20 protein-coding genes, 1 tRNA gene and 1 pseudogene are annotated in these 20,645 nt (G+C 57.2%); 16 read left to right on the top strand and 6 right to left on the bottom strand.

Features of this window, described 5'->3' with window-relative positions:
• Positions 1 to 119: 119 nt before the first annotated feature.
• The 5 genes and pseudogenes from A6070_RS02020 (at position 120) to nudC (ending at position 3,676) form a co-directional block, all read left to right on the top strand.
• Positions 120 to 1,355: a peptidase U32 family protein gene (locus A6070_RS02020; protein ID WP_072286826.1), complete on the top strand. Its 1,236-nt coding sequence runs from the start codon at positions 120 to 122 to the stop codon at positions 1,353 to 1,355.
• Positions 1,356 to 1,386: 31 nt separating this feature from the next.
• Positions 1,387 to 2,265, top strand: a complete 879-nt coding sequence (locus tag A6070_RS02025) for a diacylglycerol/lipid kinase family protein (RefSeq protein ID WP_072286827.1) — start codon at positions 1,387 to 1,389, stop codon at positions 2,263 to 2,265.
• Positions 2,262 to 2,777, top strand: coding sequence for an NUDIX hydrolase (locus A6070_RS02030; protein WP_072286828.1), 516 nt, complete (start codon positions 2,262 to 2,264; stop codon positions 2,775 to 2,777). Before A6070_RS02025 ends, A6070_RS02030 begins: the two co-directional genes overlap by 4 nt.
• Positions 2,778 to 2,807: 30 nt before the next feature.
• A pseudogene (locus tag A6070_RS16655) lies at positions 2,808 to 3,110 on the top strand (NUDIX-like domain-containing protein); the annotation flags it as partial.
• A complete protein-coding gene (gene nudC, locus A6070_RS02035) occupies positions 3,059 to 3,676 on the top strand; it encodes an NAD(+) diphosphatase (RefSeq protein ID WP_083568941.1) in 618 nt (205 codons plus the stop codon). The pseudogene A6070_RS16655 and the gene nudC, both read left to right, overlap by 52 nt.
• On the opposite strand, the gene ald is transcribed toward nudC, so the two are convergent.
• Together ald and serA are read right to left on the bottom strand one after the other, a co-directional pair.
• Complete coding sequence (gene ald / locus A6070_RS02040; protein ID WP_072286829.1) at positions 3,648 to 4,772, bottom strand: alanine dehydrogenase; 1,125 nt, start codon at positions 4,770 to 4,772, stop codon at positions 3,648 to 3,650. The genes nudC and ald overlap by 29 nt on opposite strands.
• Positions 4,773 to 4,848: 76 nt before the next feature.
• Entirely contained in the window at positions 4,849 to 6,453 is a 1,605-nt protein-coding gene (serA, locus tag A6070_RS02045) for a phosphoglycerate dehydrogenase (protein WP_072286830.1), read from the bottom strand.
• 327 nt (positions 6,454 to 6,780) lie between these two features.
• On the opposite strand from serA, the gene A6070_RS02050 reads away from it, so the two are divergent.
• Complete coding sequence (locus A6070_RS02050) at positions 6,781 to 7,578, top strand: ELWxxDGT repeat protein (RefSeq protein WP_072286831.1); 798 nt, start codon at positions 6,781 to 6,783, stop codon at positions 7,576 to 7,578.
• Between the two features lie 66 nt (positions 7,579 to 7,644).
• Here the strand turns inward: A6070_RS02050 and A6070_RS02055 are convergent.
• A tRNA-Met gene (locus tag A6070_RS02055) sits at positions 7,645 to 7,721 on the bottom strand.
• Between the two features lie 303 nt (positions 7,722 to 8,024).
• On the opposite strand from A6070_RS02055, the gene A6070_RS02060 reads away from it, so the two are divergent.
• The 3 genes from A6070_RS02060 to A6070_RS02070 all read left to right on the top strand — a co-directional run bounded on the left by A6070_RS02060 (position 8,025) and on the right by A6070_RS02070 (position 9,928).
• On the top strand, positions 8,025 to 8,924 hold the full coding sequence (locus tag A6070_RS02060) for an AEC family transporter (RefSeq protein ID WP_072286832.1): 900 nt from the start codon (positions 8,025 to 8,027) through the stop codon (positions 8,922 to 8,924).
• Between the two features lie 158 nt (positions 8,925 to 9,082).
• Positions 9,083 to 9,283, top strand: a complete 201-nt coding sequence (locus A6070_RS02065) for a cold-shock protein (protein ID WP_072286833.1) — start codon at positions 9,083 to 9,085, stop codon at positions 9,281 to 9,283.
• A 303-nt stretch (positions 9,284 to 9,586) separates the two neighbouring features.
• Entirely contained in the window at positions 9,587 to 9,928 is a 342-nt protein-coding gene (locus A6070_RS02070; protein ID WP_072286834.1) for a zinc ribbon domain-containing protein YjdM, read from the top strand.
• Between the two features lie 172 nt (positions 9,929 to 10,100).
• On the opposite strand, the gene A6070_RS02075 is transcribed toward A6070_RS02070, so the two are convergent.
• The 3 genes from A6070_RS02075 to A6070_RS02085 form a co-directional block, all read right to left on the bottom strand.
• Positions 10,101 to 11,414, bottom strand: a complete 1,314-nt coding sequence (locus tag A6070_RS02075; RefSeq protein ID WP_072286835.1) for a CDP-alcohol phosphatidyltransferase family protein — start codon at positions 11,412 to 11,414, stop codon at positions 10,101 to 10,103.
• A gap of 202 nt (positions 11,415 to 11,616) precedes the next feature.
• Positions 11,617 to 12,567 (bottom strand): NlpC/P60 family protein, encoded by a 951-nt coding sequence (locus A6070_RS02080; protein WP_072286836.1) that lies wholly within the window; start codon positions 12,565 to 12,567, stop codon positions 11,617 to 11,619.
• A 318-nt stretch (positions 12,568 to 12,885) separates the two neighbouring features.
• Entirely contained in the window at positions 12,886 to 13,203 is a 318-nt protein-coding gene (locus A6070_RS02085; RefSeq protein ID WP_072288097.1) for a cupin domain-containing protein, read from the bottom strand.
• Positions 13,204 to 13,523: 320 nt separating this feature from the next.
• On the opposite strand from A6070_RS02085, the gene A6070_RS02090 reads away from it, so the two are divergent.
• From A6070_RS02090 to A6070_RS16415, 7 genes are all read left to right on the top strand, one after another.
• Positions 13,524 to 13,967 carry a Fur family transcriptional regulator gene (locus A6070_RS02090; RefSeq protein WP_083558641.1) on the top strand — a complete coding sequence of 148 codons (444 nt, stop codon included), beginning with the start codon at positions 13,524 to 13,526 and terminating at the stop codon, positions 13,965 to 13,967.
• Between the two features lie 245 nt (positions 13,968 to 14,212).
• Positions 14,213 to 14,749, top strand: a complete 537-nt coding sequence (gene rbr / locus A6070_RS02095) for a rubrerythrin (RefSeq protein ID WP_072286837.1) — start codon at positions 14,213 to 14,215, stop codon at positions 14,747 to 14,749.
• A gap of 86 nt (positions 14,750 to 14,835) precedes the next feature.
• Positions 14,836 to 14,997, top strand: coding sequence for a rubredoxin (gene rd, locus A6070_RS02100; RefSeq protein WP_072286838.1), 162 nt, complete (start codon positions 14,836 to 14,838; stop codon positions 14,995 to 14,997).
• A 142-nt stretch (positions 14,998 to 15,139) separates the two neighbouring features.
• Positions 15,140 to 16,327 carry an FprA family A-type flavoprotein gene (locus A6070_RS02105; protein ID WP_072286839.1) on the top strand — a complete coding sequence of 396 codons (1,188 nt, stop codon included), beginning with the start codon at positions 15,140 to 15,142 and terminating at the stop codon, positions 16,325 to 16,327.
• Between the two features lie 325 nt (positions 16,328 to 16,652).
• On the top strand, positions 16,653 to 18,362 hold the full coding sequence (locus A6070_RS02110; protein ID WP_236718900.1) for a chloride channel protein: 1,710 nt from the start codon (positions 16,653 to 16,655) through the stop codon (positions 18,360 to 18,362).
• Positions 18,352 to 20,427 (top strand): ATP-dependent helicase, encoded by a 2,076-nt coding sequence (locus A6070_RS02115; RefSeq protein WP_330220594.1) that lies wholly within the window; start codon positions 18,352 to 18,354, stop codon positions 20,425 to 20,427. Before A6070_RS02110 ends, A6070_RS02115 begins: the two co-directional genes overlap by 11 nt.
• The gene (locus A6070_RS16415) at positions 20,412 to 20,567 is read left to right on the top strand and encodes a hypothetical protein (RefSeq protein WP_330220595.1); all 156 of its coding nucleotides are present in this window, start codon (positions 20,412 to 20,414) and stop codon (positions 20,565 to 20,567) included. Before A6070_RS02115 ends, A6070_RS16415 begins: the two co-directional genes overlap by 16 nt.
• The last annotated feature ends 78 nt before the right edge of the window (positions 20,568 to 20,645 follow it).

Here is a 20,645-nt window from a genome sequence, read left to right on the forward strand (position 1 = left end):
TTCCCGGTTTCTATTTTTCATGCTAAGGTGTGCTAACGAATCGCTGGTGTTTGACCTGCCCGCAGCGGAGCGGTGTGGTGCCGGCGCTAGACCTCGATCTTTCCGGAAGTCGATTTGCCATGAGATGTTTGCCTGAGCTGCTGGCGCCTGCCGGCAATCTTGAAAAACTGGAAACCGCCCTGTTGTACGGGGCCGATGCCGTCTATCTGGGAGGCGAGCAGTTTGGGCTGCGGGCCCAGGCGGACAATTTCGATCTGGAGCAATTGTCGCGGGCCAGGGAGTTGACTCTGCGTAAGAACCGGCGCATGTATCTGACCCTGAATGCCTATCTTTTACCCGGGGAAACGGAGGCCTGCGCAGCTTACATCGATGCCTTGCGGAGCCTTGATATCGACGCCTACATCGTAGCTGATCCCGGTGTTCTGGCCCTTGTAAAAGCTGGTGATCCTGAAAGGGAAATCCACCTTTCAACCCAGGCAAACACGACCAATGCCGAAGCGGTGCGTTTCTGGGTCGGTGCCGGGGTGAAGCGCGTCAATCTGGCGCGGGAACTCAGCCTGGAGGAAATCCGTGCGATACGTGCCGCTACCGATGCCGCTCTGGAGGTTTTTGTGCACGGCGCCATGTGTGTCGCCTGGTCGGGCCGCTGCCTGCTGTCGGCGGCGCTGACCGGTCGCGATGCCAATCGCGGGCTCTGCACGCAACCCTGCCGCTGGAGTTATGCGCTGGTGGAAAAGACCCGGCCAGGGCGGTATATGCCCATCGAGGAAAACGGCCGCGGCAGTTATATCCTTAACAGCCGTGATCTCTGCCTGCTCGAACAGCTGCCCCTGCTGGTGAACGCCGGCGTTGACAGCCTCAAGATCGAGGGGCGCATGAAAAGCCGTTATTATGTTGCTGCCGTCACCCGGGTATATCGGGCAGCGCTTGACCGCTATCTGGAAGACCCATCCGCGTGGCAATGCGATCCTGTGTGGCGCGAGGAACTGGAAAGTGTCAGTCACCGACCCTATGGCACAGGTTTTCTTCTGGGCCGCGACGATGCGCAGTTGCACGCCGAACATGGCGGTTATATCCGTCATTGCGATTTTGTCGGGGAGGTCGTGTCTACCGCGGCGGATGGTTGCGGCGAGATCGTGGGCCGCAACCGGTTCTTTCCCGGCGAGACGCTGGAACTCATCGGCCCGGGCATGCGTCAGAACCGCTTTGTCGTCGGGCAGCCGATGGATATGGCAGGCCTGCCCGTAGCGGTCGTGCAGCCCAATGCCAGGGTTGTGCTCGCTCTTCCGGAAGGGGCCCGGGGAGGGGATTTGTTGCGCCGCAACAGGCCGGCGCAGGATGCGTCACATCCATAACAGGCCAATAACTGTCTGACCGGGATGCAAGATGAAAATCAAGCTGATAGCCAATCCGATTGCGGGCGGTAGCGCGCAAAATCAGATCGCCCGGGCCGTCACCTGTTTGCAGCAGCGGGGTGCAATTGTCGATCTCACCCTGACCGGAGCGCGCGGTGATGCCCAACGGGCGGCCGCCGCGGCGCGGACCGTCGGATTCGACCGGGTCTGCGCCGCCGGTGGAGACGGCACGCTCAACGAAGTCATCAACGGCCTGGCGCCGAGTGACATCCCTCTGTGCTTTATCCCGCTGGGGACCACCAATGTCTTTGCTCTGGAAACGGGGATACCCTTCGAGGTGGAGCGGGCCTGCAATCTGGTGATCGATGGCGGCCCCCGGCGTGTCTGTCTGGGGCAGGCGGATGGCCAGCGCTTTTTGCTCATGGCGGGGATCGGTTTGGACGCGGAGGTGGTGCGGGGGGTCAACCTGCGTCTGAAGCGACAGCTGGGCAAGGCGGCTTATGTGCTCGGCGGGTTGATTAGCCTGTTTCGCTATCGGCCCCGGCCTTTGGAGGTTGTCACCGAGTCCGGGCTGCGGCGGCAGGCTTACGGCGTCATCATCAGCAACTGCCGCCTTTATGGCGGGCGCTTTGTGGTCAGCGCCGGTGCATCGCTGTTCGAAAACACCCTCAGTGTTTGTCTGTTGCGGTCCGGTTCGCGACTGGGTATGTTACGCACCATCGGCAAAATTGCCGCAGCTCGTCCGTTGTGCTCCAAAGAGGCGATTCAGCTGCAGGCGCGCGAGATTGTCGTAACCGGGGGGCCTGCCCCCGTGCAGGTGGATGGTGATTATCTGGGCGAGTTGCCATGCGTGTTCCGGGCTGTTTTCGGGGAACTGCGGATGGTGCTGCCGGTGCGGGGTGGGGAATGAATCAGCGAAACAAACCGGTATTTGCGGGCCGGATCTTTTCCGTAGCGCTGGAGGACCATCGGCTGCCGGATGGCCGGATGGCGACTTTTGAAATGGTTCGCCACCCGGGAGGGGCGGCGGCCCTGCCGGTTCTGGATGACGGACGTATCATTTTGATCCGCCAGTTTCGTCCGGCGGCGGATGGCACGATCTGGGAAATCCCGGCAGGTCGACTGGAAGCTGGAGAAGATCCGGTCGATTGTATTCGCCGGGAACTGCAGGAAGAGATCGGTTACCGGGCAGCCTCCATAAGGCCTCTTGTTAATATGCTCTCCGCCGTCGGTTTTTGTGATGAGCGGGTTTATCTGTATCTGGCAACGGACCTGACGCCGGTGCCGAGCGCTCTGGAGGAGGATGAGTTCATCCATCCCGTCGTCATGACTCTGAAAGAGGCCTTGCGTTTGCTTGACGGCGGTGCGATTCTGGATGCCAAGACGCAACTGGCCCTGCTGTTGGCTGCCAGGCTTTTTTGAAACGCAGGTTCTTTTTATCGGAGTGCGGATGTGGACCGATTGAGCACTTTTTTTTCCTCCCCCTTGCACCTGCCGTTTAACAACCATTGCTTGCAGGAGCATTTTCAACAAGCGACGCCGGATCGTGATCCGGGTGGCGACGGGTACTGGATCATATTGCGCGGCAGCGAACTGCTGTTGCAAAAAGCGGCCGCTGGGCCGTGTCTTCCCCGTGGCGTCTTTGCGCCTGACTGGCCGGTGCAGGATGTCCCCCTGTTTTTCGGAACCTGGGATGGGGTGCCATGCCGGATGTTGCCGTGGCCGGAACAAGAGCTTTTGCCCGATGGTCTGGAGGCTTGCCAGTTACGGGATTGGGGAGCTTGTATTCCCGTCGATCTGTTATCCCTCGGGGGCTGGCGCACCAGATCCGGCACTGGGAGTCGAACAGCCGGGTCTGCAGCCGGTGCGGCAATTCCATGCTACGGTTGCCGGGCGAGTGGGGCAAACGCTGCTGCGGTTGTGGCGCCCTGCATTTTCCTCACATTCACCCCTGCGCCATTACGCTGGTGCGCCGACCTGGAGAAGTGCTGCTGACACGCAAAGCCGAGTGGCCTGACGGGCATTACAGTCTGGTGGCGGGTTTCGTCAATTTCGGTGAATGTCTGGAGGAGGCGGCGGTTCGGGAGATTACTGAAGAAACCGGGGTGCGGGTCAAAAATCTGCGTTATGTCGGCAGTCAGTGCTGGCCTTTCCCCAGCCAGATGATGGCCGGATTCGTTGCGGATTATGAAAGCGGCGAACTGGTTGTCGATTACAGCGAACTGGCCGATGCCCGCTGGTTTTCCGTTAAGGCACTCCCGAAACTGCCGCCGCGGCGCAGCATCTCACGATTTATCCTTGATCACTATCTGCACATGTGACGGGTGAAAAAGCCAGCCCCAAAGCGCTGGCCACCTTCCTGTTGTGTATCTGGCCGTCACGGGTGTTGAGTCCTTTGGCAAGGGCGGCATCGCAAGCCAGGGCGTTTGACACTCCCAGGTCGGCGATTTTGCGGATGTAGGCCAGGGTGCTGTTGGTCAGGGCGAAAGTGCTGGTGCGGCTGACCGCTCCCGGGATGTTGGGCACGCCGTAATGCAAAACCCCGTGCACTGTTCGCACCGGTTCGTCGTGGGTGGTGGGGCGGACGGTCTCGACACAGCCTCCCTGATCGACCGCCAGATCGACGATCACGCTGCCCGGTTCCATTTGCTTTACCAAATCCTCCGTTACCAGGTGGGGTGCCCTGGCCCCCGGAATCAGCACCGCGCCGACCACCAGGTCGGCATGTCGTACCTCGTCCTCGATGTTCTGGGAATTGGAAATCAGAGTGTGGATGCGGTTGCCGTAGTGCTCGTCGAGCAGGGCCAGTCGCGAAGGCTCGATATCGAGAACCGTGACGTCGGCGCCCATGCCGACCGCGATGCGCACGGCGTTGCTGCCGCCGGTACCGGCCCCCAGCACCACGACGCGTCCCGGGCGCACACCGGGTGCGCCGGCAAGAAGCACGCCTTTGCCCCCCTGTTCTTTTTGCAGAAAATGGGCGCCGATCTGTACCGCCATGCGTCCGGCAACTTCACTCATGGGCTGCAGCAGGGGCAGACTGCCATCGTGCAGTTGCACCGTTTCATAAGCCAGGGCGGTTATCCGGTTTTGCAGCAGCACGGAGGTCAGAGCTGTATTGGTCGCCAGGTGCAGATAGGTAAACAGGCACTGGCCGCTGCGCAACAGCCCGTATTCAGCCGGCAGCGGCTCCTTGACTTTTACGATCAGGTCGGCCTGTGCATAGACTTCGGCAGCACCTTCCACCGTGCGGGCACCGGCTTCAAGGTATTCCCGGTCCTCCAGGCCGCTGCCGCTGCCGACGCCGCATTCCACGACAATATCATGTCCCGATTCGGTCAGGGCGCGGACTCCTGCCGGCGTCATGGCGACCCGGTATTCCCTGACTTTGATCTCTCTGGGTATTCCGACAATCATATCTCAAACCGTGTGTTGGGGAAGGCATTGTGAGCATGTGGAAGGGGCGGCCAAAGGCCGCCCCTTCCACATGCCATCATTGTTCCGGTCGTGCTTTGAGCACGTGCAGATATTTGATGAAGCTTGCCACGATGACCGATCCGATTTCGTCTACCACGTTGGACGGAACCGGCGAGTCCAGAGACAGGATAACCATGGCCTCGCCCCGCTTTTGCTGGCGTCCGAGATTCATGGCGGCGATATTGATATCGTGTTCCCCCAGAACCTGTCCAATTTTACCGATCATGCCCGGCCGGTCCTGGTAGGTAATGACCAGCATGTGTTCTTCAGGAGCAAAATCGACCTGGTAGTCGCGCAGACGCACGACACGCGGTTGCCCTTCGAAGTGGGTGCCGACGATGGTGCGGCGCATGCCGGGGCCTTCGATGTCGATGGTTACGGTGTTGGCGAAGGCTGCGGGGGCGGGGTTTTTGACTTCCTCGACGGCGATACCCATGTTTTCCGCGATAAGCGCCGCATTGACCATGTTGACGTCCTGCTCGACCTTGTTGTTCAGCAGCGCCGCCATGCCGCAAACGGTTATCGGCGAGCAATCGTATTCGGCCACGCTCCCCTGGTAGGTAAAAGTGACCTTGTTGAGATTGGAATCGGCCAGTTGCGAAACGAAATCGGCCATGATGTTGACCAGTCGCAGAAAGGGCCGCATCTGCCCCATCAATGAACTGTCGAAGCGCGGAATGTTTGCGGCGTATTCCATGGGCTGTTCATTGGCGAAGCGTACGATGTCCCGGGCCACGTCAATGGAGACATTGATCTGGGCTTCAGCGCTGGACGCGCCCAGGTGCGGGATGGCGAGCATGCGCTCGTGGGCAACCAGTTTTTTGAGGTGTTCACTTTGCGGAGGCTCCTCGCTCCATACATCGACACAGGCCGCGCCGACCTTGCCGCTTTCCAGGGCGGCCAGCAGGTCCTGCTCATTGATGATGCCGCCGCGTGCGGTGTTGACCAGGATCACCCCGTCCTTCATCTGCTGCAGTTGGGGAGCGGCGATAAGGTTGCGGGTCTCGTCGTTGAGAGGCACGTGCACGGTGATGACATCGGAGGATCGGATCAACTCTTCGAGGGACACCAGCCGGATTCCCAGATCCTGGACCCGTTTTTCAGAAATGTAGGGATCGCAGCCGATGACTTCGCAGTCGAAGGCTTTCAGTCGGGTGACGACACCCCCGCCGATTTTGTTCAGGCCAATAACCCCGGCGACCTTGCCTTTGAGTTCCATCGCCTTGATGGAGCGATTCCAGGCGCCGCCCTTGATGCTTGTGTCGGCCTTCACCAGTTTCCGGCAGGTGGCCAGAATCAGGGCCATGGCGTGCTCGACGACGCTGTTGATGTTTCCGAAAGGTGCGTTGCAGACAATGATGCCTCTTTCACTGGCGGCTTTCAGGTCGACGTTGTCAAGTCCCACGCCCGCTCTCGCGACGACCTTGAGGTTTTTGCCGGCTTCAAGCAGTTCACGATCGGCCTTGGTTGCGCTGCGAATCACCAACCCCTCGTAACTGTCGATGATCCGGAGCAATTCTTCCCGGCTCAGATCGGTTTTGACATCCAGTTCGACAAGGGGGTCCTTCTCCAGGATCAGCAGGCCCTCTTTGGCAACTTTTTCCGCAACCAGAATTTTCATTGTCGCTCCTTTGCGTTCACGTAACGGGCTGACCGGCGGGTGGGCAGGACGTGTGTCGGCTGTCCGGAAGAGCAGTCCCGGGGTCGGGTGAGAGTTGATGGCGAAAGGGTTTTTCGGCTCGGCTTTCGCAGCTAAAGCCCCAGAGTCGGGTCCTTGCGAAGCTCTGCAATCATATAAAACGTCGATGGATTTTTCCAGAAAATTTGTCTGGTATACGGCAGGTGCTCGCCTCAGCAAAAAAAACTGGCAAAATAAGAATATATTTACTATTATATCAGTGTTTAAATAAATTTATGTAAAACTAATTAAATAGGGAATCTCTCATTCATGTGTCGTTATTTTTTGTACGTAACTGTTTTAGTTTTGGCCGCAGGTCTGGGATGTTTTGCCTGCACAGGGGCCAGTGCGGCCACGCGCCCGGCGCTGCTGTCGCACTGCCTGCGCGTGGAAAGTACCGCCTGGGGGTTGGAGTTGTGGCGTTCCGACGGCAGTTCCGGCGGTACAGTACTGGTGCGCGATATCAATCCCGGAAAGCCGTCCGGACGTCCTTACCAGTTTCGCGAGGTTCAAAACCGGCTTTTTTTCGGGGCCAATGACGGGCTTCATGGCTTCGAACTATGGAGTACCGATGGTACCGCCGCCGGTACCCGGATGATTATGGATATCAATGAGGGCACACCCGGCTCGTTTCCGGCCGGGATTGCTGTCCTGGACGATAAGGTCTGTTTCGGGGCCGATAACGGGACTCATGGGCGGGAATTGTGGTGTTCAAACGGATCCGTGGAAGGCACTGACATGGTTGTGGATATTTTTCCGGGTCCGACCGGTTCGAACCCCCGGTATTTTACTCAAGTGAACGGCAGTCTGTTGTTTGAAGCCGATGATGGTGTGCATGGCCGGGAACTCTGGCGTACCGACGGTACTCGGGAGGGGACCATGCTGGTTTATGATATACAGCCCGGCCGGGACAACTCCTGGCCTTCCAACTTCTCCCGGATCAACGGACTGCTACTGTTTCGTGCCACCGACAGCCGGCACGGACGGGAATTATGGCGCAGTGACGGTACTTCCGAAGGGACATACATGGTCAAGGACCTGAACGACGGTCCGGCGGATGGCTTCTGACCGGTTTCCACGGCAGACTGATAAACAAAAAGGGACCTGCATTTCTGCCGGTCCCTTTGTCGTATTTGGTAGCGGGGGCAGGATTTGAACCTGCGACCTTCGGGTTATGAGCCCGACGAGCTACCGAGCTGCTCCACCCCGCGTCGTTGAGGTGCGAAGATACACAATTGCGTAAGGGTTGTCAACCCTTGACTGCAAAAAACATTAACCAGTGGGTCTGCATCTGGAAACAGCGCGTTTCCCATATGAAATCTATGCTGTATTTATCCGCGGTTTTCAGCGGCACGCCAATGGTTTGGGGTGACGCTTGGCCCCGCTGCTTGTTGTTTTCAGATGCTGAAGAAATCTGTTCGCGCTTGCGCAGGGCTGGCAGGGCTTGTATACGCCGGTCAAACAGCCTAGAATACACGCCTCATGCAAAGCGCTGTTTCGAGGTGTGGATCGTTATGTCGAATTTCGTTCTTATTGTTGTTTTTGTCGGGCTGGGCCTTTTGTTTCGAAGGCTAAAGGCCTTTCCAAAGGATTCGGCCCAGGTGCTGAACATGTTTGCGCTGTATGTTTCCCTGCCAGCGCTGGTTTTGCTGAAAATTCCGCAGTTGCAGATCGGGCGAGAAGCGCTGCTGGTAGCGGCGGTTCCCTGGGGATTGCTGATTTTGTCGGCGGCATTTGTCCTGGCGGCGGCTGCAAAGTTTCACTGGAGTCGTGCCCAGACCGGCGTTCTTCTGCTGCTGGTGCCTCTCGGAAATACCTCCTTTATGGGGGTCCCGATGGTTAATGCCTTTTTCGGGCAGCAGGGTATTCCTTATCTGATTGTTTACGATCAGATCGGAACCATGCTGATCTTTGCCCTGTATGGATCCCTGATTCTTGCCTTGTACGGTCGTGACGGAACGTTGCGGATCGGGTCCATTGCCCGCCGGACTTTAACTTTTCCGCCGACTCTGGCCGTGATGGCTGGGCTTGCGCTGCGCCCCTGGCCTTATCCCGACGCATTGCAGGCGGCATTGCAGGGCGTATCCCAGAGTCTTACGCCACTGGTTATGACCGCTATTGGCCTGCAGCTGAACTGGAGGTTGCCACGCCATCTGTTGAGGCCGCTTGGTTACGGTTTGCTGATCAAGTTGCTGATTGCGCCCCTCGTGACTCTCGGTGTGTGCCGCCTGCTTGGGGCAAGCGGATTGCATGTGGATGTTGCCGTTTTTGAGGCCGGCATGCCGCCCATGGTTACGGCCGGCGCCGTGGCGGTGATCGCCGGCATGGAGAGCGATTTGGCGATAGCGCTGATCGGAATAGGTATTGTTGTCTCTTTCGCCTCTCTACCTTTGCTGTTTGCCATACTGTCATAGCATGCAGGCGTTTACATGCACTTTTTCCTTGCCCGGAGTATTGACTAATGACAGAAGTCCATTAGAAATATGACAAGGGTATGTTCCTTGGTGGTTTGTTTGTGCATCGGTTTGTACCATCCAGAAGACTCGGACAGCGAGAAAAAGGAGAAACGGTAATGGCAGAAGGTACGGTGAAATGGTTTAATGACGCCAAAGGTTTCGGTTTTATTCAGCAGGACAATGGACCGGATGTGTTTGTCCATTTTTCTGCAATTACGGGGGAAGGTTTCAAGTCCCTGGCGGAAGGGGACCGGGTCAGTTTTGAGGTTGTCAAGGGGCCGAAGGGACCCCAGGCGGCAAACGTTCAAAAACTTTGATAACCAGGGGCGCAGCCCCATTGCCCAGAGGAATGAAACGAAGCCCGCTCCGTAACCGGCGCGGGCTTTATATTTATATTTGTTGGATTCATGAAAACCTAGGAGGATCAGGCAGCGGTGTTCAGCTGCCAAAAACGGAGGCATCAGGTCAAAACCGGAGGTTGCGCCGTTTGTGGTGTCGGGTTGCTTTTTGGAATGAAATGCTCTAGGGTTGGTCTGCTTTTACGGCATTTGTATATTTCCCCCGGGGGGTTCGCGGTAAACCCGGCTCTTTTGGCTTAAGCATCAAGGATGATAGATATAATGAGTGATTTTCCCAAATGCCCCGTGTGCGGTTCTGAATATACCTACGAAGATGGTCCTTTGTATGTATGTCCCGAGTGCCACCACGAATGGCCGCGGCAGCATGCGGCTGTAAACGAAGTTCAGGAAAAAATTGTTCGGGATGCCCATGGCAATGTCCTTGTCGATGGCGATGCGGTAACGGTCATCAAGGATCTGAAGGTCAAAGGCTCTTCCATGGTAGTCAAGGTAGGCACCAAGGTCCGGAACATTCGTCTGGTCGAAGGGGATCATGATATCGACTGCAAAATTGACGGCATTGGCGCCATGAAACTGAAATCGGAATTTGTTAAAAAGGTTTAGCTGCATGCCATTGCGGGTCTTGCGCCTGCCGGTAATCGCGCGAAGAACATGCAAAAGGGCCCGCCTTGAAAAAAGGTCGGGCCCTTTTTGCATGATGGCTGGTCAAAATACCGGGACGCGCCGCAGTCACTGTCATTGCAACTGCCGGTTTGTTTTGGTCAGAACGCCCGGCTCAGTCGGCATTTCCGGATTGACGGCGAAACAGCGGTGAAACGAGGTATATGGTATCGGCTGCAAAGGCGATGAGCAGCGGGATCAGATACTGGTCGCGACGCACTCCGAGCGCCAGCAGAAACAGAAATGCGCCAAGAACCAGAACTCTGACGATTTTGGGAACTCTGGGTAAAATGGCGCGCCCGAAATGGGGGTAAGGCACGCGCGAAATCATCAGCAGCGAGGTGATGGCTACGATAACGCCGACCACGGGCTGGCTGGGAACCAGCACGCATGCAGTGCCGGCCATCAAGGCGCCTGCCGGGGACGGCAGACCGGCGAAGCTCGCAACGCCTCCGGCTACGCCTTTACGGCGTTTTTCCACAACAAACCGGATCAGTCGGTAGATTACGGCAAAAAGGTAAAAACCGCCGAGCAGCAGGCCTAACCAGAGCTTGGTGAAGGAAACCACGACAATCAGACCTACCGTCAGGCCAAAGCTGGTTCCGTCGGCGACATCGTCAAAAATTTCGCCGCGAGGGGTGGACCCCCAGCGTTCGGCGGCGCGGCCGTCGAACAGATCCAGAAACTGGCCGAGGAACACCAGCCCAAGGGCATAGACCGCCGGCTTGCCGCTCAGAACGACCCAGCAGCCGGCAAGGCCGCATACCAGGTTGAGAATGCTGAGAATGTTGGCGTACCAGTAGTTGGGAATGACTTTGAAAAAGGTGGAGCAGAAGGCCAATCCCGCACAGATAGCCATCAACGGGTAAATGGAACGTCCGAGGATTGGAAGGGGGCCGTAAATCCATTCCAGGCCGACAACGATCAGCAGCACGACCACCATGAAGGTTTTGGCCTTGCCGAAGAGGTTGGCGGCTTTGACCTTGATAAAACGCCGAGAGGCTTGCCCGGTGATGTCGAAAGCCAGAAAAACAAACACCAGCATCGGATTGAGCGCCCCCCTCCAGGCAAGGTAGACGAGCATGGGAGCGTACATCAGTTTATCGGAGAGGGGGTCGATGGTAGCGCCTTCTTCCGTATTCAGATCGCATTTTCGGGCGATGTCGCCGTCGGTAATGTCGGTGATCATCCAGAAGGTAAAAAACAGAAAGCACCATTGTGGATAACCCAGATGCAGGAGGATTGCCGATACGAAACCCATGGGATACCGAGCGCGGCTGATGGCATTGGGGTGCAGCCATCTGTGTCGTCGCACCCATGCGACCTGGCGGGGAGTCCGGAGAAAGAAATAGACGGCAAAGCGTTCCAGTGCCAGCATGATGAAAACGGGAATGGCGATTTCGGTCAGGATTGCGCTATAGGGAATCATGGCTCCTTGTGAGTCCTGGCTTGAGGTTAAGAATCAGCTCGGCAGTGCCGTTCCATGTCCTTCTATCGTTTTCAGAGGCGCTGGTGGGAGGCAATGCCGCGGGTGCAGTAGGATTTTTGGAAAAACAACGGGCCCGCGTGCGGATAGGCAGGCAGGCCCGGTTAAGTGACGGGATGATCCATGACAGCAGGCCGAGACCGCGTTACTTGTCGTTGAAAAGCAGGCGGCGTGCACCTAGAAATTTTTTGCGCAGGGAACTTTCCTCCAGGTTTGAGATCCGGATGGTTTTGCGTGAACGCGGCGCATGAATGAATTTGCCTTCGCCAAGGTAAATGCCGACATGGTTGACACGCTTGTTGTTGCCGAAAAAGACCATATCTCCAGGACTCAACTCGTTGCGTGCCACCGGTTCGCCCTGCCGGTACTGTTCGGCGGAGGTGCGTGGCAGGTTGATGCCGCACAGCGCGTAAACGGTTTTTACGAAGCCGCTGCAGTCCATGCCGGTCTCGACGGACATGCCGCCCCAGCGATACTTTACGCCCAGAAAATCCAGGGCGATCCGGGCGGCGCGGAATCCGGGCGGTTGCGGAGCTATGGGTTGATGTGCCATGGCTTCCAGCGCGGCAATCATTTGAGATCCTGCGGACTTTTTATCAGCGACGGCCTGCGTGCCGGTGTCTGCCGTCGATTTGGGCGTCCCGGTGTCCGGATCGGTGGCAACGCGGGGGACTGTCGCGGTTTCTTGTGCGGCCGCGGCAGGTGCTTGCGCTGTGGAGACGGTCTTGTTGACCTCGGCTGTGGGAATTTCGCTTGTCCGGGCAGCAACCTCCGCAGTGTCCGGGGCGCGGCCTGAAACAATCAGGAAGCTGCCGATGAGCTTGTTTTTCTGCAGCTGCTCTGCCGCTTGTCTGGCTTCCAGGCGCGAGCCATGGCTGCCGGTTCTAACGACAAACAGGCCGCGCTGATTGGTCGTCACATAAGCGTCAAGACCCTTGCTTTTCAGCGATTCCACAGCGCCGTCCGCAGCAGGCTGCCGTGAATAGGCAAACAGTTGAATGGAATAGACCCTGGCGGAGTCAACCGCGGCGGGCTCGGCCACGGCGGCCGATGTCCAGAAACAGAATGCAATTATCCAGAGTAGAGATTTCTTCATATAGGCAGATCCAGAGCGGGTCGTGGGGGCATTCGCCAGAATCCCTCTGTCCGGCGGTCCCCGATCGATTGCGAATGGCACCCTTCAAACTACTCTTCTTTTTATAGAATTTCTTCCCAAAAGTCATCAGGAAAATTCGCGGCCGGTCGCAGCGCCGATGTGCGCACCTGGCTCTTTCGAAGATTCTGGCATCAATCGGGGTTTTTCTTGTTGTCGTTGGAAAAATCGAACGCCTGCTGGTTGTATGGGGTGTGTCTTGCGATAAAACAAAACAGCCCGCATTGAACGGGCATTTGCGGGCTGTTTTGCACAAAATGGTCAGAATTTGGTGCCGGTCATTTTGATGACCAGCAGGCGCACCGGTTCGGTGCCGGTGTTTTTCCATCCGCGCAGGGTACCCGTGCGGATGTCTATAAGGCTGTCGCCGCCAACCTGTTGGACTTCATCCTCGATCGTCAGTTCTCCGCGGCCTTCCAGGACATAAAACAGAACGTCGAAAGGATTGTCGTGCAGTGGCACGGTTTCGCCGGGCCGCAGCAGAATATGAATGACTTCGACGGGACCGCTGTTGTGCATGATGCGCGCATCGAAGGGGACCGGTACTTTCGATGCCGCCTCAAGCGTTATGATTTCCATGGCATACTCCTTTTGTTTGCGGATGCATGGATCGGCGAGATAAAAAAGCGGGCAGAGCGCGGAGGTTACGCTCCGCCCGGAGGAGGCTCGCCGGTTGCTGATTGTCAGGTTGTGCTCGCTGCGTTGATCCACGGATGATTCAACCATACTCCCAACATCTTTTCCGGGGATTGACCGGCGTCAAGTTTTATCGTTTTCGGGACCAAACGAAATCGCCCTGAGCTTGCTCCGGGACGGCCAAAAAAAGATCAAAACGGTAATAATTACTATTGACATTAATTGACAGATGCAATAATGTACCAAACATCAGTGAGGTCATTATGTCGGAACAAAAGAAATTGCAGGAACTCATGGCAACATGCAGGGCGCGGGGAGTGAGTCTGACGCCCCAGCGGCTGGGGGTAATGCGGGCGCTGTCAGCCCGCCGGGATCATCCAACGGCGGACCAGTTATATGCGGATCTGATCCGTCAATTGCCCGGAATTTCCCGAACCACTGTTTACCGGGTTCTGGAGACCTTTGTAAGGCTTGATCTGGTTCGAAAAATCGACAGCCGTGACTCCAAAGCGCATTTCGATGGCGATACCTCTCTGCATCCTCACCTGGTTTGTCTCGGGTGCGGCAGGGTGATGGACTATGAGGATAGAAGTTTCGGCATATTGCAGCCTCCGGAGGTGACCGGAGATGGTTTCAGGATTGTCGATTATGCCGTGACGCTGGTCGGGTTCTGTGAGGACTGCCAGCGGGACAACATTGATAGGTAGTTTTCATCCGGAAACGGCCCTTTTCTGCCGTGGCGGCGTCAATCCGCAGGCTTGCTTGTGCGGCGTACCGATGTACGCCTCCGCGCAACCCCTTGATTTCCTTGCCACAACGAAAAATTGCTCGTTTCTCCAAATGAAAACTACGCTGTATCCATCCGGAGTTTCGGGATGGATACTAGGTAATTTGGCCGACAGGTCCCATGACCTGTATTATCGTAAACTTTCATACTGAAAAGAGGGATGCAATGAGCGCATTGAAAGGTACCAAGACCGAAAAGAACCTGTTGGAAGCTTTTGCTGGCGAGTCCATGGCCCGCAACAAGTACAGCTATTTTGCCTCGGTGGCCAAAAAGGAAGGATTCGAGAAGATTTCCGCTATTTTCCAGGAGACCGCGGACAACGAAAAGGAACATGCTAAACTGCATTTCAAGGCGCTGCAGGGAATCGGCGATACCATGGCCAACCTGAAGGCGGCCGCGGCCGGCGAAAATGAAGAATGGACCGAAATGTATCCGCGCATGGCCAAGGAAGCCCGCGAGGAAGGGTTTGATGATCTGGCCCGCATGTTCGAAAATATCGCCCGCATCGAAAAAGCGCATCAGGAGCGTTATGAGCGCATCGTCAAGGCGATTGAGGCCGGTACGGTTTTTCAGCGGGACAACGAACAGCTCTGGAAATGCCGCAACTGTGGCCATCTGCTCAATGCCAAGGCCGCGTCCAGGATCTGTCCCGTGTGTGATCATCCCCAGGCCTTTTTCGAGGTCGAGGTCTGCACCTTCTGATGCTGTCTGTCGGTTCTCCCAACCGGTCCGGGAGAACCGCTCATCCCAGTATCCAGACGTCACCACCAAACCGAGGAGGAAAAACCATGCAAAAGTACGTGTGTGAAATCTGCGGCTATGTGTACGACCCCGCGGTAGGCGACCCGGAAAACGGCATTGCGGCGGGGACCGCGTTTTCTGATATCCCCGGAGACTGGGTGTGCCCGATCTGCGGTGCTTCCAAGGCTAATTTCGCCCCGGAAGGCTGATACCGGGACGAGGGTTTTTTGGCACGGTTCCGGTCGGCAAACGAGGGCCGGGCCGTGCTGAATTTCTCATTTTCGGACCTCCTTTCGGGGGTCTTTGAGTATCGATGCAACGGGTGTGGCTTATTACGGGAAGGACCAGCACATGATACCTCGCAAATTGGCCGAAGGGGTTTACGAAGTCGGTGCGACAGATTGGAATATTCGCGATTTTCACGGTTACTCGACGGATCTTGGCTCCACCTACAATGCCTATCTTGTCGTCGACGAAAAGATCGCTCTGATCGATACGGTCAAGAAGGAATTTACAGACCAGCTGCTGCAAAAAATTTCGCAGATCGTCGACCCGTCAAAAATTGATCTGGTTATAAGCAATCACACGGAAATGGATCATTCCGGCGGGCTGCCGGAGCTGATGGAAGTAATCGGCAGGGACAAGCCGGTGTATTGCTCCAGCATGGGGCTGAAAAATCTGCGCAGGCATTTTCCTGACTGGCTGAATCTGCAGCAGGTATCTGACGGTCAGGAGCTGAGCCTTGGCAACCGGACGCTGCAGTTTCTGGAAACCCGCATGATCCACTGGCCGGACAGCATGTTCAGCTATCTCAAGGAAGAGCAGATTCTCTTTTCCAGCGACGGTTTCGGGCAGCATTATGCCGGGCCGGAGCGCTTTGATGACGAAATCGGCGATGCCATCATGGCCCATGCGAAAAAATATTTCGCCAATATTCTGTGGCCCTTCGCGGCACTGATCCAGAAGCTGCTGGATAAGCTGATCGGCACGGGCTTGCCCATCAGGATGATCTGCCCCGACCACGGCATCATCTGGCGCCGGGACCCCGGCAAGATCGTCGGCGCCTATCTGGAATGGTGCAGACAGCAGCCCGGGCGGGAGGCTCTGGTGATTTATGATACCATGTGGCACAGTACCGAGACCATGGCCGGGCAGATTGTCGCCGGGCTGCAGGAAGCCGGTGTGAAAGCCCAGCCGATGCATGCCCGCAGCGTGCACCGCAGCGACATCGTAACGGCCGCCTTTGATGCTGGAGCCCTGATTGTCGGTTCGCCAACCCTCAACAACGGGATCTTTCCAACCCTGGCCGATGTGTTGACCTACCTGAAAGGGCTTAAGCCCTGCAACAAGCTGGGAGCGGCTTTCGGTTCCTACGGATGGAGCGGCGAGGCGCCCAAAATGGTGCATGAAATGCTGGCCGGCATGGGTCTGCAGATGATCGAGGAGCCCTTGCGTGTGCAGTTCGTTCCGGAGCGGGAGTCTCTCGCATCCTGTCGGGAGTTCGGGCGTCGCATCGGACAGGCATTGCAAAAAAGCTGACGTGATCTTCCAGAAATCCTCCAAAAGGCCGCTGCAAAAGCGGCCTTTTGACGTTTTGCGTCCGGTCGTTCTCCGATAATGGTGATTTTTTGAGGCAAGAAGGTTGATTTAGCCAGGTTGAAATTTTAGTATGTTCTGTTCCGTGCCGGTGCACGAGACGCTGCTTTTTCGGAAAGGGCGGCGGGACCGGCTTGTCCCGGGTATTCTTGCCATTATTGCGAGACGCATCATGACGAACATAACATTTGTTTCAAGGATAATCAGTTGGCTCCGAGGCCGCATCCCGGGTTTAATGACCAGCCTGGGCGTCAGTGAGCAGACTTTCATGGCCATACTTGCCGTGGGTGTTGGCATCCTGTCGGGAATCGGCAACTTTGTTTTTCGTAAAAGCATCGACCTGGTTCATTGGCTGGTGATAGAGCAGGGAACGCAGTTCTTCAATATTTCCTTTGAACACTGGAGCACGGCGCGCTTGTGGTCGGTGCTGTTTCCGGTCAGCGCGGGAGTGCTGATGCTTCCTTTCGGGCTGTTTTTTGCCAAAGAATTGCGTTTTGGCTTTGCCCATTTTCTGGAAAGGGTCAATCTTCGCGGCGCCAAGATCCCCGTTCGCACCATGTTCACCCGCTGCTTTGCCAGCGCCATTACCTTGGGGGCGGGCGGTTCCGCCGGGCAGGAAGGCCCCATTGCGCAGATCGGCGGCGCCATTGGCAGCCAGGTCGGCCAATTTTTCAAGGTCAGCGGCGACCGGCTGAAGCTGCTGGTGGCCTGCGGCGTTGCCGGCGGTATTGCGGCGACTTTCAACGCTCCCATCGCGGGAGTGTTTTTCGCACATGAAATCGTGCTGCTGTCATCCTTCGAGCTGACCAGTTTTACTTCCGTGGTCATCTCCAGCGGTATTGCCACGGTTGTTTCCCGCGCCTTGCTGGGGAATCTTCCGGCACTGCGTGCCCCGGTGTACATGCTGGCCCATCCCTGGGAACTGGCCGGTTATCTGGTTCTCGGTTTGCTGGTGGGGATCCTTGCCGTGTGCTTCATTACCGCCCATTACCGCATCGTTGATCGCTTCGCCGCGCTCAAGATGCACCGTCTTGTGAAGCCGATATGCGGCGGCGCCCTGGTGGGGCTCGTCGGCGTCTTTTTCCCCCAGATATTCGGCAACGGGTACGAGGTGATCGAAAAGGTATTGCTCGGTGACGGCGCTTTGCTGCTGCTGGGCAGTCTGATTGTGGTCAAGGCCGTGGCCACGTCCCTTACGCTGGGTTCTGGTCTGCCCGGTGGTCTTTTTGCGCCTTCGCTGTTTATCGGCGCCGTTACCGGCGGGGCTTACGGGAAACTGCTGCAGTTCTTGTTCCCCGGCACGGTGTCGGCCCCCGGGCCCTATGCGCTGGTCGGCATGGGCGCGTTTCTCGCGGCGGCGACCCATGCGCCGATGACGGCGATTTTCCTGTTGTTCGAAATGACCGGTTCCTACAATCTGATCATTCCCATCATGCTGTCCTGCGTGGTGGGCACCGCCATCAGCAGACATCTCAAGCAGGACAGCCTTGACACCGTCGAGCTGTCCCGCGCCGGCATCAGCCTTGAGGCTGGCAAGGAACGCAATATCATGAAATCGCTGCGGGTCGGCGATGTGATGACCCGGGACCCCGAATCGATTCCGGAAAACATGACCTTGCGGCAATTCAATCATTTCATCGCTACCACCCGGCATACCAATTTCCCCCTGGTCAACCAGAAAGGCGAGCTTACCGGAATCCTTTCGGTCCAGGATTTCATGGGCGTGGTGTTCGAAGGGGATCTGCTCGATCTGGTGGTGGTCAAGGAACTGGCCACCCTCGATGTTATCACCGTCAACACCGAGGATAATCTGGATCAGGCCATGCGCAAGATCGGTTATCGCAATATCGAGCAATTGCCGGTGGTCGATGAGCGAAATGGCCGCAGGCTGCTGGGCATTGTCAGCCGGCGGGATATGGTGTCGGCCTACAACAGGGCCTTGATGGTGCGTTCCATGGAGGAGGACGATGATGAATGATTTGCTGACCTCCCTCAATGAATGCCAGCGGCAGGCGGTTCTGCACGATGAAGGCCCGCTGCTGATCCTGGCCGGCGCCGGGTCGGGCAAGACCCGTACCCTGACCCACCGCATCGCCTATCTGATTCAGCAGCAGCAGGTGGAACCCTGGCAGGTGCTGGCGGTGACTTTTACCAACAAGGCCGCAGCTGAAATGCGCGAACGTTTGCAGCGTCTGGTCGGCAATATCGACGGCTTGTGGATCAGCACTTTTCATGCTGCCTGTGCGCGAATTCTGCGTCGTGACGGCGAGGCTCTCGGTTATGGACGCGACTTCAGCATCTACGATGATCAGGATCAACAGCGCCTGCTGCGGGATTGCCTGGCGGAATTGCATATATCCGACAAGCAACTCAAGCCCCGCGCGGTGGCCACGGCCATCGACCAGGCAAAAAATCGCGGGCTGCTGCCGGAAGAATACCCGGAACATGACCACCGTGCCGAGCAGGTGGCGCAGGTCTACGCGCTGTACCAGAAACACCTGCGGCAGGCCAACGCCCTTGATTTCGGCGATCTGCTGCTGCAAACGGTACGTCTGTTCCGCGAACATCCCGCGATTCGGGATGCGTACCGCCACCGATTCGCCCATCTGCTGGTCGATGAATTCCAGGATACCAACCAGGTGCAATATGAAATGGTCCGCCAATTAGCCGCCGACGGCCGCCATCTGTGCGTGGTCGGTGACGATGACCAGTCCATTTATGCGTGGCGTGGCGCCGAGATTGGCAACATCCTTAATTTCGAACGTGATTTCCCGGGTGCCCGTGTGATTCGCCTGGAACAGCACTACCGGTCCTCGGCCACGATCCTTGAGGCTGCCGGTGAGGTGGTGGCTTGTAACACGGGCCGCAAGGGCAAGACCCTTTGGACGGACAATCCGGTCGGCGAACCACTGAGCATCGAGGCGATGCCTGACGACCTCGAAGAAGCCCGTTTTGTCGCTGGCGAGATTTCCCGCCTGCGCAGCAATGGCCGGCATTTGCGTGACGTGGCGGTGTTTTACCGTACCAACGCCCAGTCCCGCGTTCTGGAGGAAACCCTGGTACGCGAAGGTTTGCCGTACATTATGGTTGGCGGGGTGAAGTTTTACTCGCGCATGGAGATCAAGGACGCCCTGGCTTATCTGCGAACTCTCGCCAATCCCGCCGACTCTCTTTCCGCCCGGCGGATCGTCAATGTGCCGGCACGGGGCATTGGTGCCGTCACCATCGGGCGCATTGCCGCTTACGAAGAACAGGCCGGAGGTTTCCTTGCCGCTTGCCGAATGTGTCTGCAACGCGGTGACATCAAGGGGGCCGCGGCCGGCAAGGTTACCGCCTTTGTCAATCTCATGGAGCATTTTTCCCGGCGTCTGGAAGACGTGCCATTCCCGCAGCTAACTGTGGAACTGCTGGAAGAATCCGGCTATCTTCCCGCTTTGCGCGAAGAAGCACAGTCCGCCATAACCGAGGCGGATAAAAAAGAAGCCCGGGGCCGGCTGGAAAACCTCGAACAGTTGCTGGCCGGCATGGAGGAGCATCTGTCCAAGGAAAGCTCGCTGCAGGAATATCTTGAGCAGGTTGCGCTGGTTACCGACCTCGATTCCTATGACACCAGCCTTGACCGGGTCACATTGATGACCCTGCATGCCGCCAAGGGGCTGGAGTTCCCCGTGGTTTTCATCACCGGCATGGAGGAGGGGATGTTTCCCCATGGCCGGGCTGCCGGTGAGCGCGATGACGTTGAAGAGGAGCGCCGCCTCTGCTATGTCGGCATGACCCGCGCCATGCAGAAGCTCTACCTGACCCATGCCCGCCGCCGTCGTATCTATGGCGACTATCAGTACAATCCCCCAGCCGTTTTCTGGGTGAAATTCCTTCCCGTCTACGCGGCGAAAAACAGACGCCGGTCCCGCAAAAGCCGGCCATGCATAACCTGGCATCGGTTTTTGAGCAGATCGAGCCGTCCCCCTGGGACGATGCTGTTGAGGTTTTCGACGATGTGCATGTGGTGCCCGAGGCCGAAGAAGGTTTGCGCATCGGACTGAAGGTGCGGCACATTAAATTCGGTGTCGGCATCGTCCGTCGTCTGGAAGGTGCCGGTGACGGACAGAAAGTCACGGTTCAATTTCCCGGGGTTGGTCTTAAGAAACTGCTGGTCAGATTTGCCGGTCTGGAGCCGGCCTGACCGTTGTGGTTGATTTCGATGATGAAATAGAAACATTTTTCTGCTACCATTCCAGAACTTTAGTTTCATGTGGTTATA

Source organism: Syntrophotalea acetylenica (genome assembly GCF_001888165.1).
GTDB classification, from domain to species: Bacteria; Desulfobacterota; Desulfuromonadia; order Desulfuromonadales; family Syntrophotaleaceae; genus Syntrophotalea; species Syntrophotalea acetylenica.

Coding starts and splice junctions, on each gene's coding strand:
- A6070_RS02020 (WP_072286826.1), top strand. CDS start 120: ATGAGATGTTTGCCTGAGCTGCTGGCGCCTGCCGGCAATCTTGAAAAA.
- A6070_RS02025 (WP_072286827.1), top strand. CDS start 1,387: ATGAAAATCAAGCTGATAGCCAATCCGATTGCGGGCGGTAGCGCGCAA.
- A6070_RS02030 (WP_072286828.1), top strand. CDS start 2,262: ATGAATCAGCGAAACAAACCGGTATTTGCGGGCCGGATCTTTTCCGTA.
- nudC (WP_083568941.1), top strand. CDS start 3,059: ATGCCGGATGTTGCCGTGGCCGGAACAAGAGCTTTTGCCCGATGGTCT.
- ald (WP_072286829.1), bottom strand. CDS start 4,772: ATGATTGTCGGAATACCCAGAGAGATCAAAGTCAGGGAATACCGGGTC.
- serA (WP_072286830.1), bottom strand. CDS start 6,453: ATGAAAATTCTGGTTGCGGAAAAAGTTGCCAAAGAGGGCCTGCTGATC.
- A6070_RS02050 (WP_072286831.1), top strand. CDS start 6,781: ATGTGTCGTTATTTTTTGTACGTAACTGTTTTAGTTTTGGCCGCAGGT.
- A6070_RS02060 (WP_072286832.1), top strand. CDS start 8,025: ATGTCGAATTTCGTTCTTATTGTTGTTTTTGTCGGGCTGGGCCTTTTG.
- A6070_RS02065 (WP_072286833.1), top strand. CDS start 9,083: ATGGCAGAAGGTACGGTGAAATGGTTTAATGACGCCAAAGGTTTCGGT.
- A6070_RS02070 (WP_072286834.1), top strand. CDS start 9,587: ATGAGTGATTTTCCCAAATGCCCCGTGTGCGGTTCTGAATATACCTAC.
- A6070_RS02075 (WP_072286835.1), bottom strand. CDS start 11,414: ATGATTCCCTATAGCGCAATCCTGACCGAAATCGCCATTCCCGTTTTC.
- A6070_RS02080 (WP_072286836.1), bottom strand. CDS start 12,567: ATGAAGAAATCTCTACTCTGGATAATTGCATTCTGTTTCTGGACATCG.
- A6070_RS02085 (WP_072288097.1), bottom strand. CDS start 13,203: ATGGAAATCATAACGCTTGAGGCGGCATCGAAAGTACCGGTCCCCTTC.
- A6070_RS02090 (WP_083558641.1), top strand. CDS start 13,524: ATGTCGGAACAAAAGAAATTGCAGGAACTCATGGCAACATGCAGGGCG.
- rbr (WP_072286837.1), top strand. CDS start 14,213: ATGAGCGCATTGAAAGGTACCAAGACCGAAAAGAACCTGTTGGAAGCT.
- rd (WP_072286838.1), top strand. CDS start 14,836: ATGCAAAAGTACGTGTGTGAAATCTGCGGCTATGTGTACGACCCCGCG.
- A6070_RS02105 (WP_072286839.1), top strand. CDS start 15,140: ATGATACCTCGCAAATTGGCCGAAGGGGTTTACGAAGTCGGTGCGACA.
- A6070_RS02110 (WP_236718900.1), top strand. CDS start 16,653: ATGGCCATACTTGCCGTGGGTGTTGGCATCCTGTCGGGAATCGGCAAC.
- A6070_RS02115 (WP_330220594.1), top strand. CDS start 18,352: ATGATGAATGATTTGCTGACCTCCCTCAATGAATGCCAGCGGCAGGCG.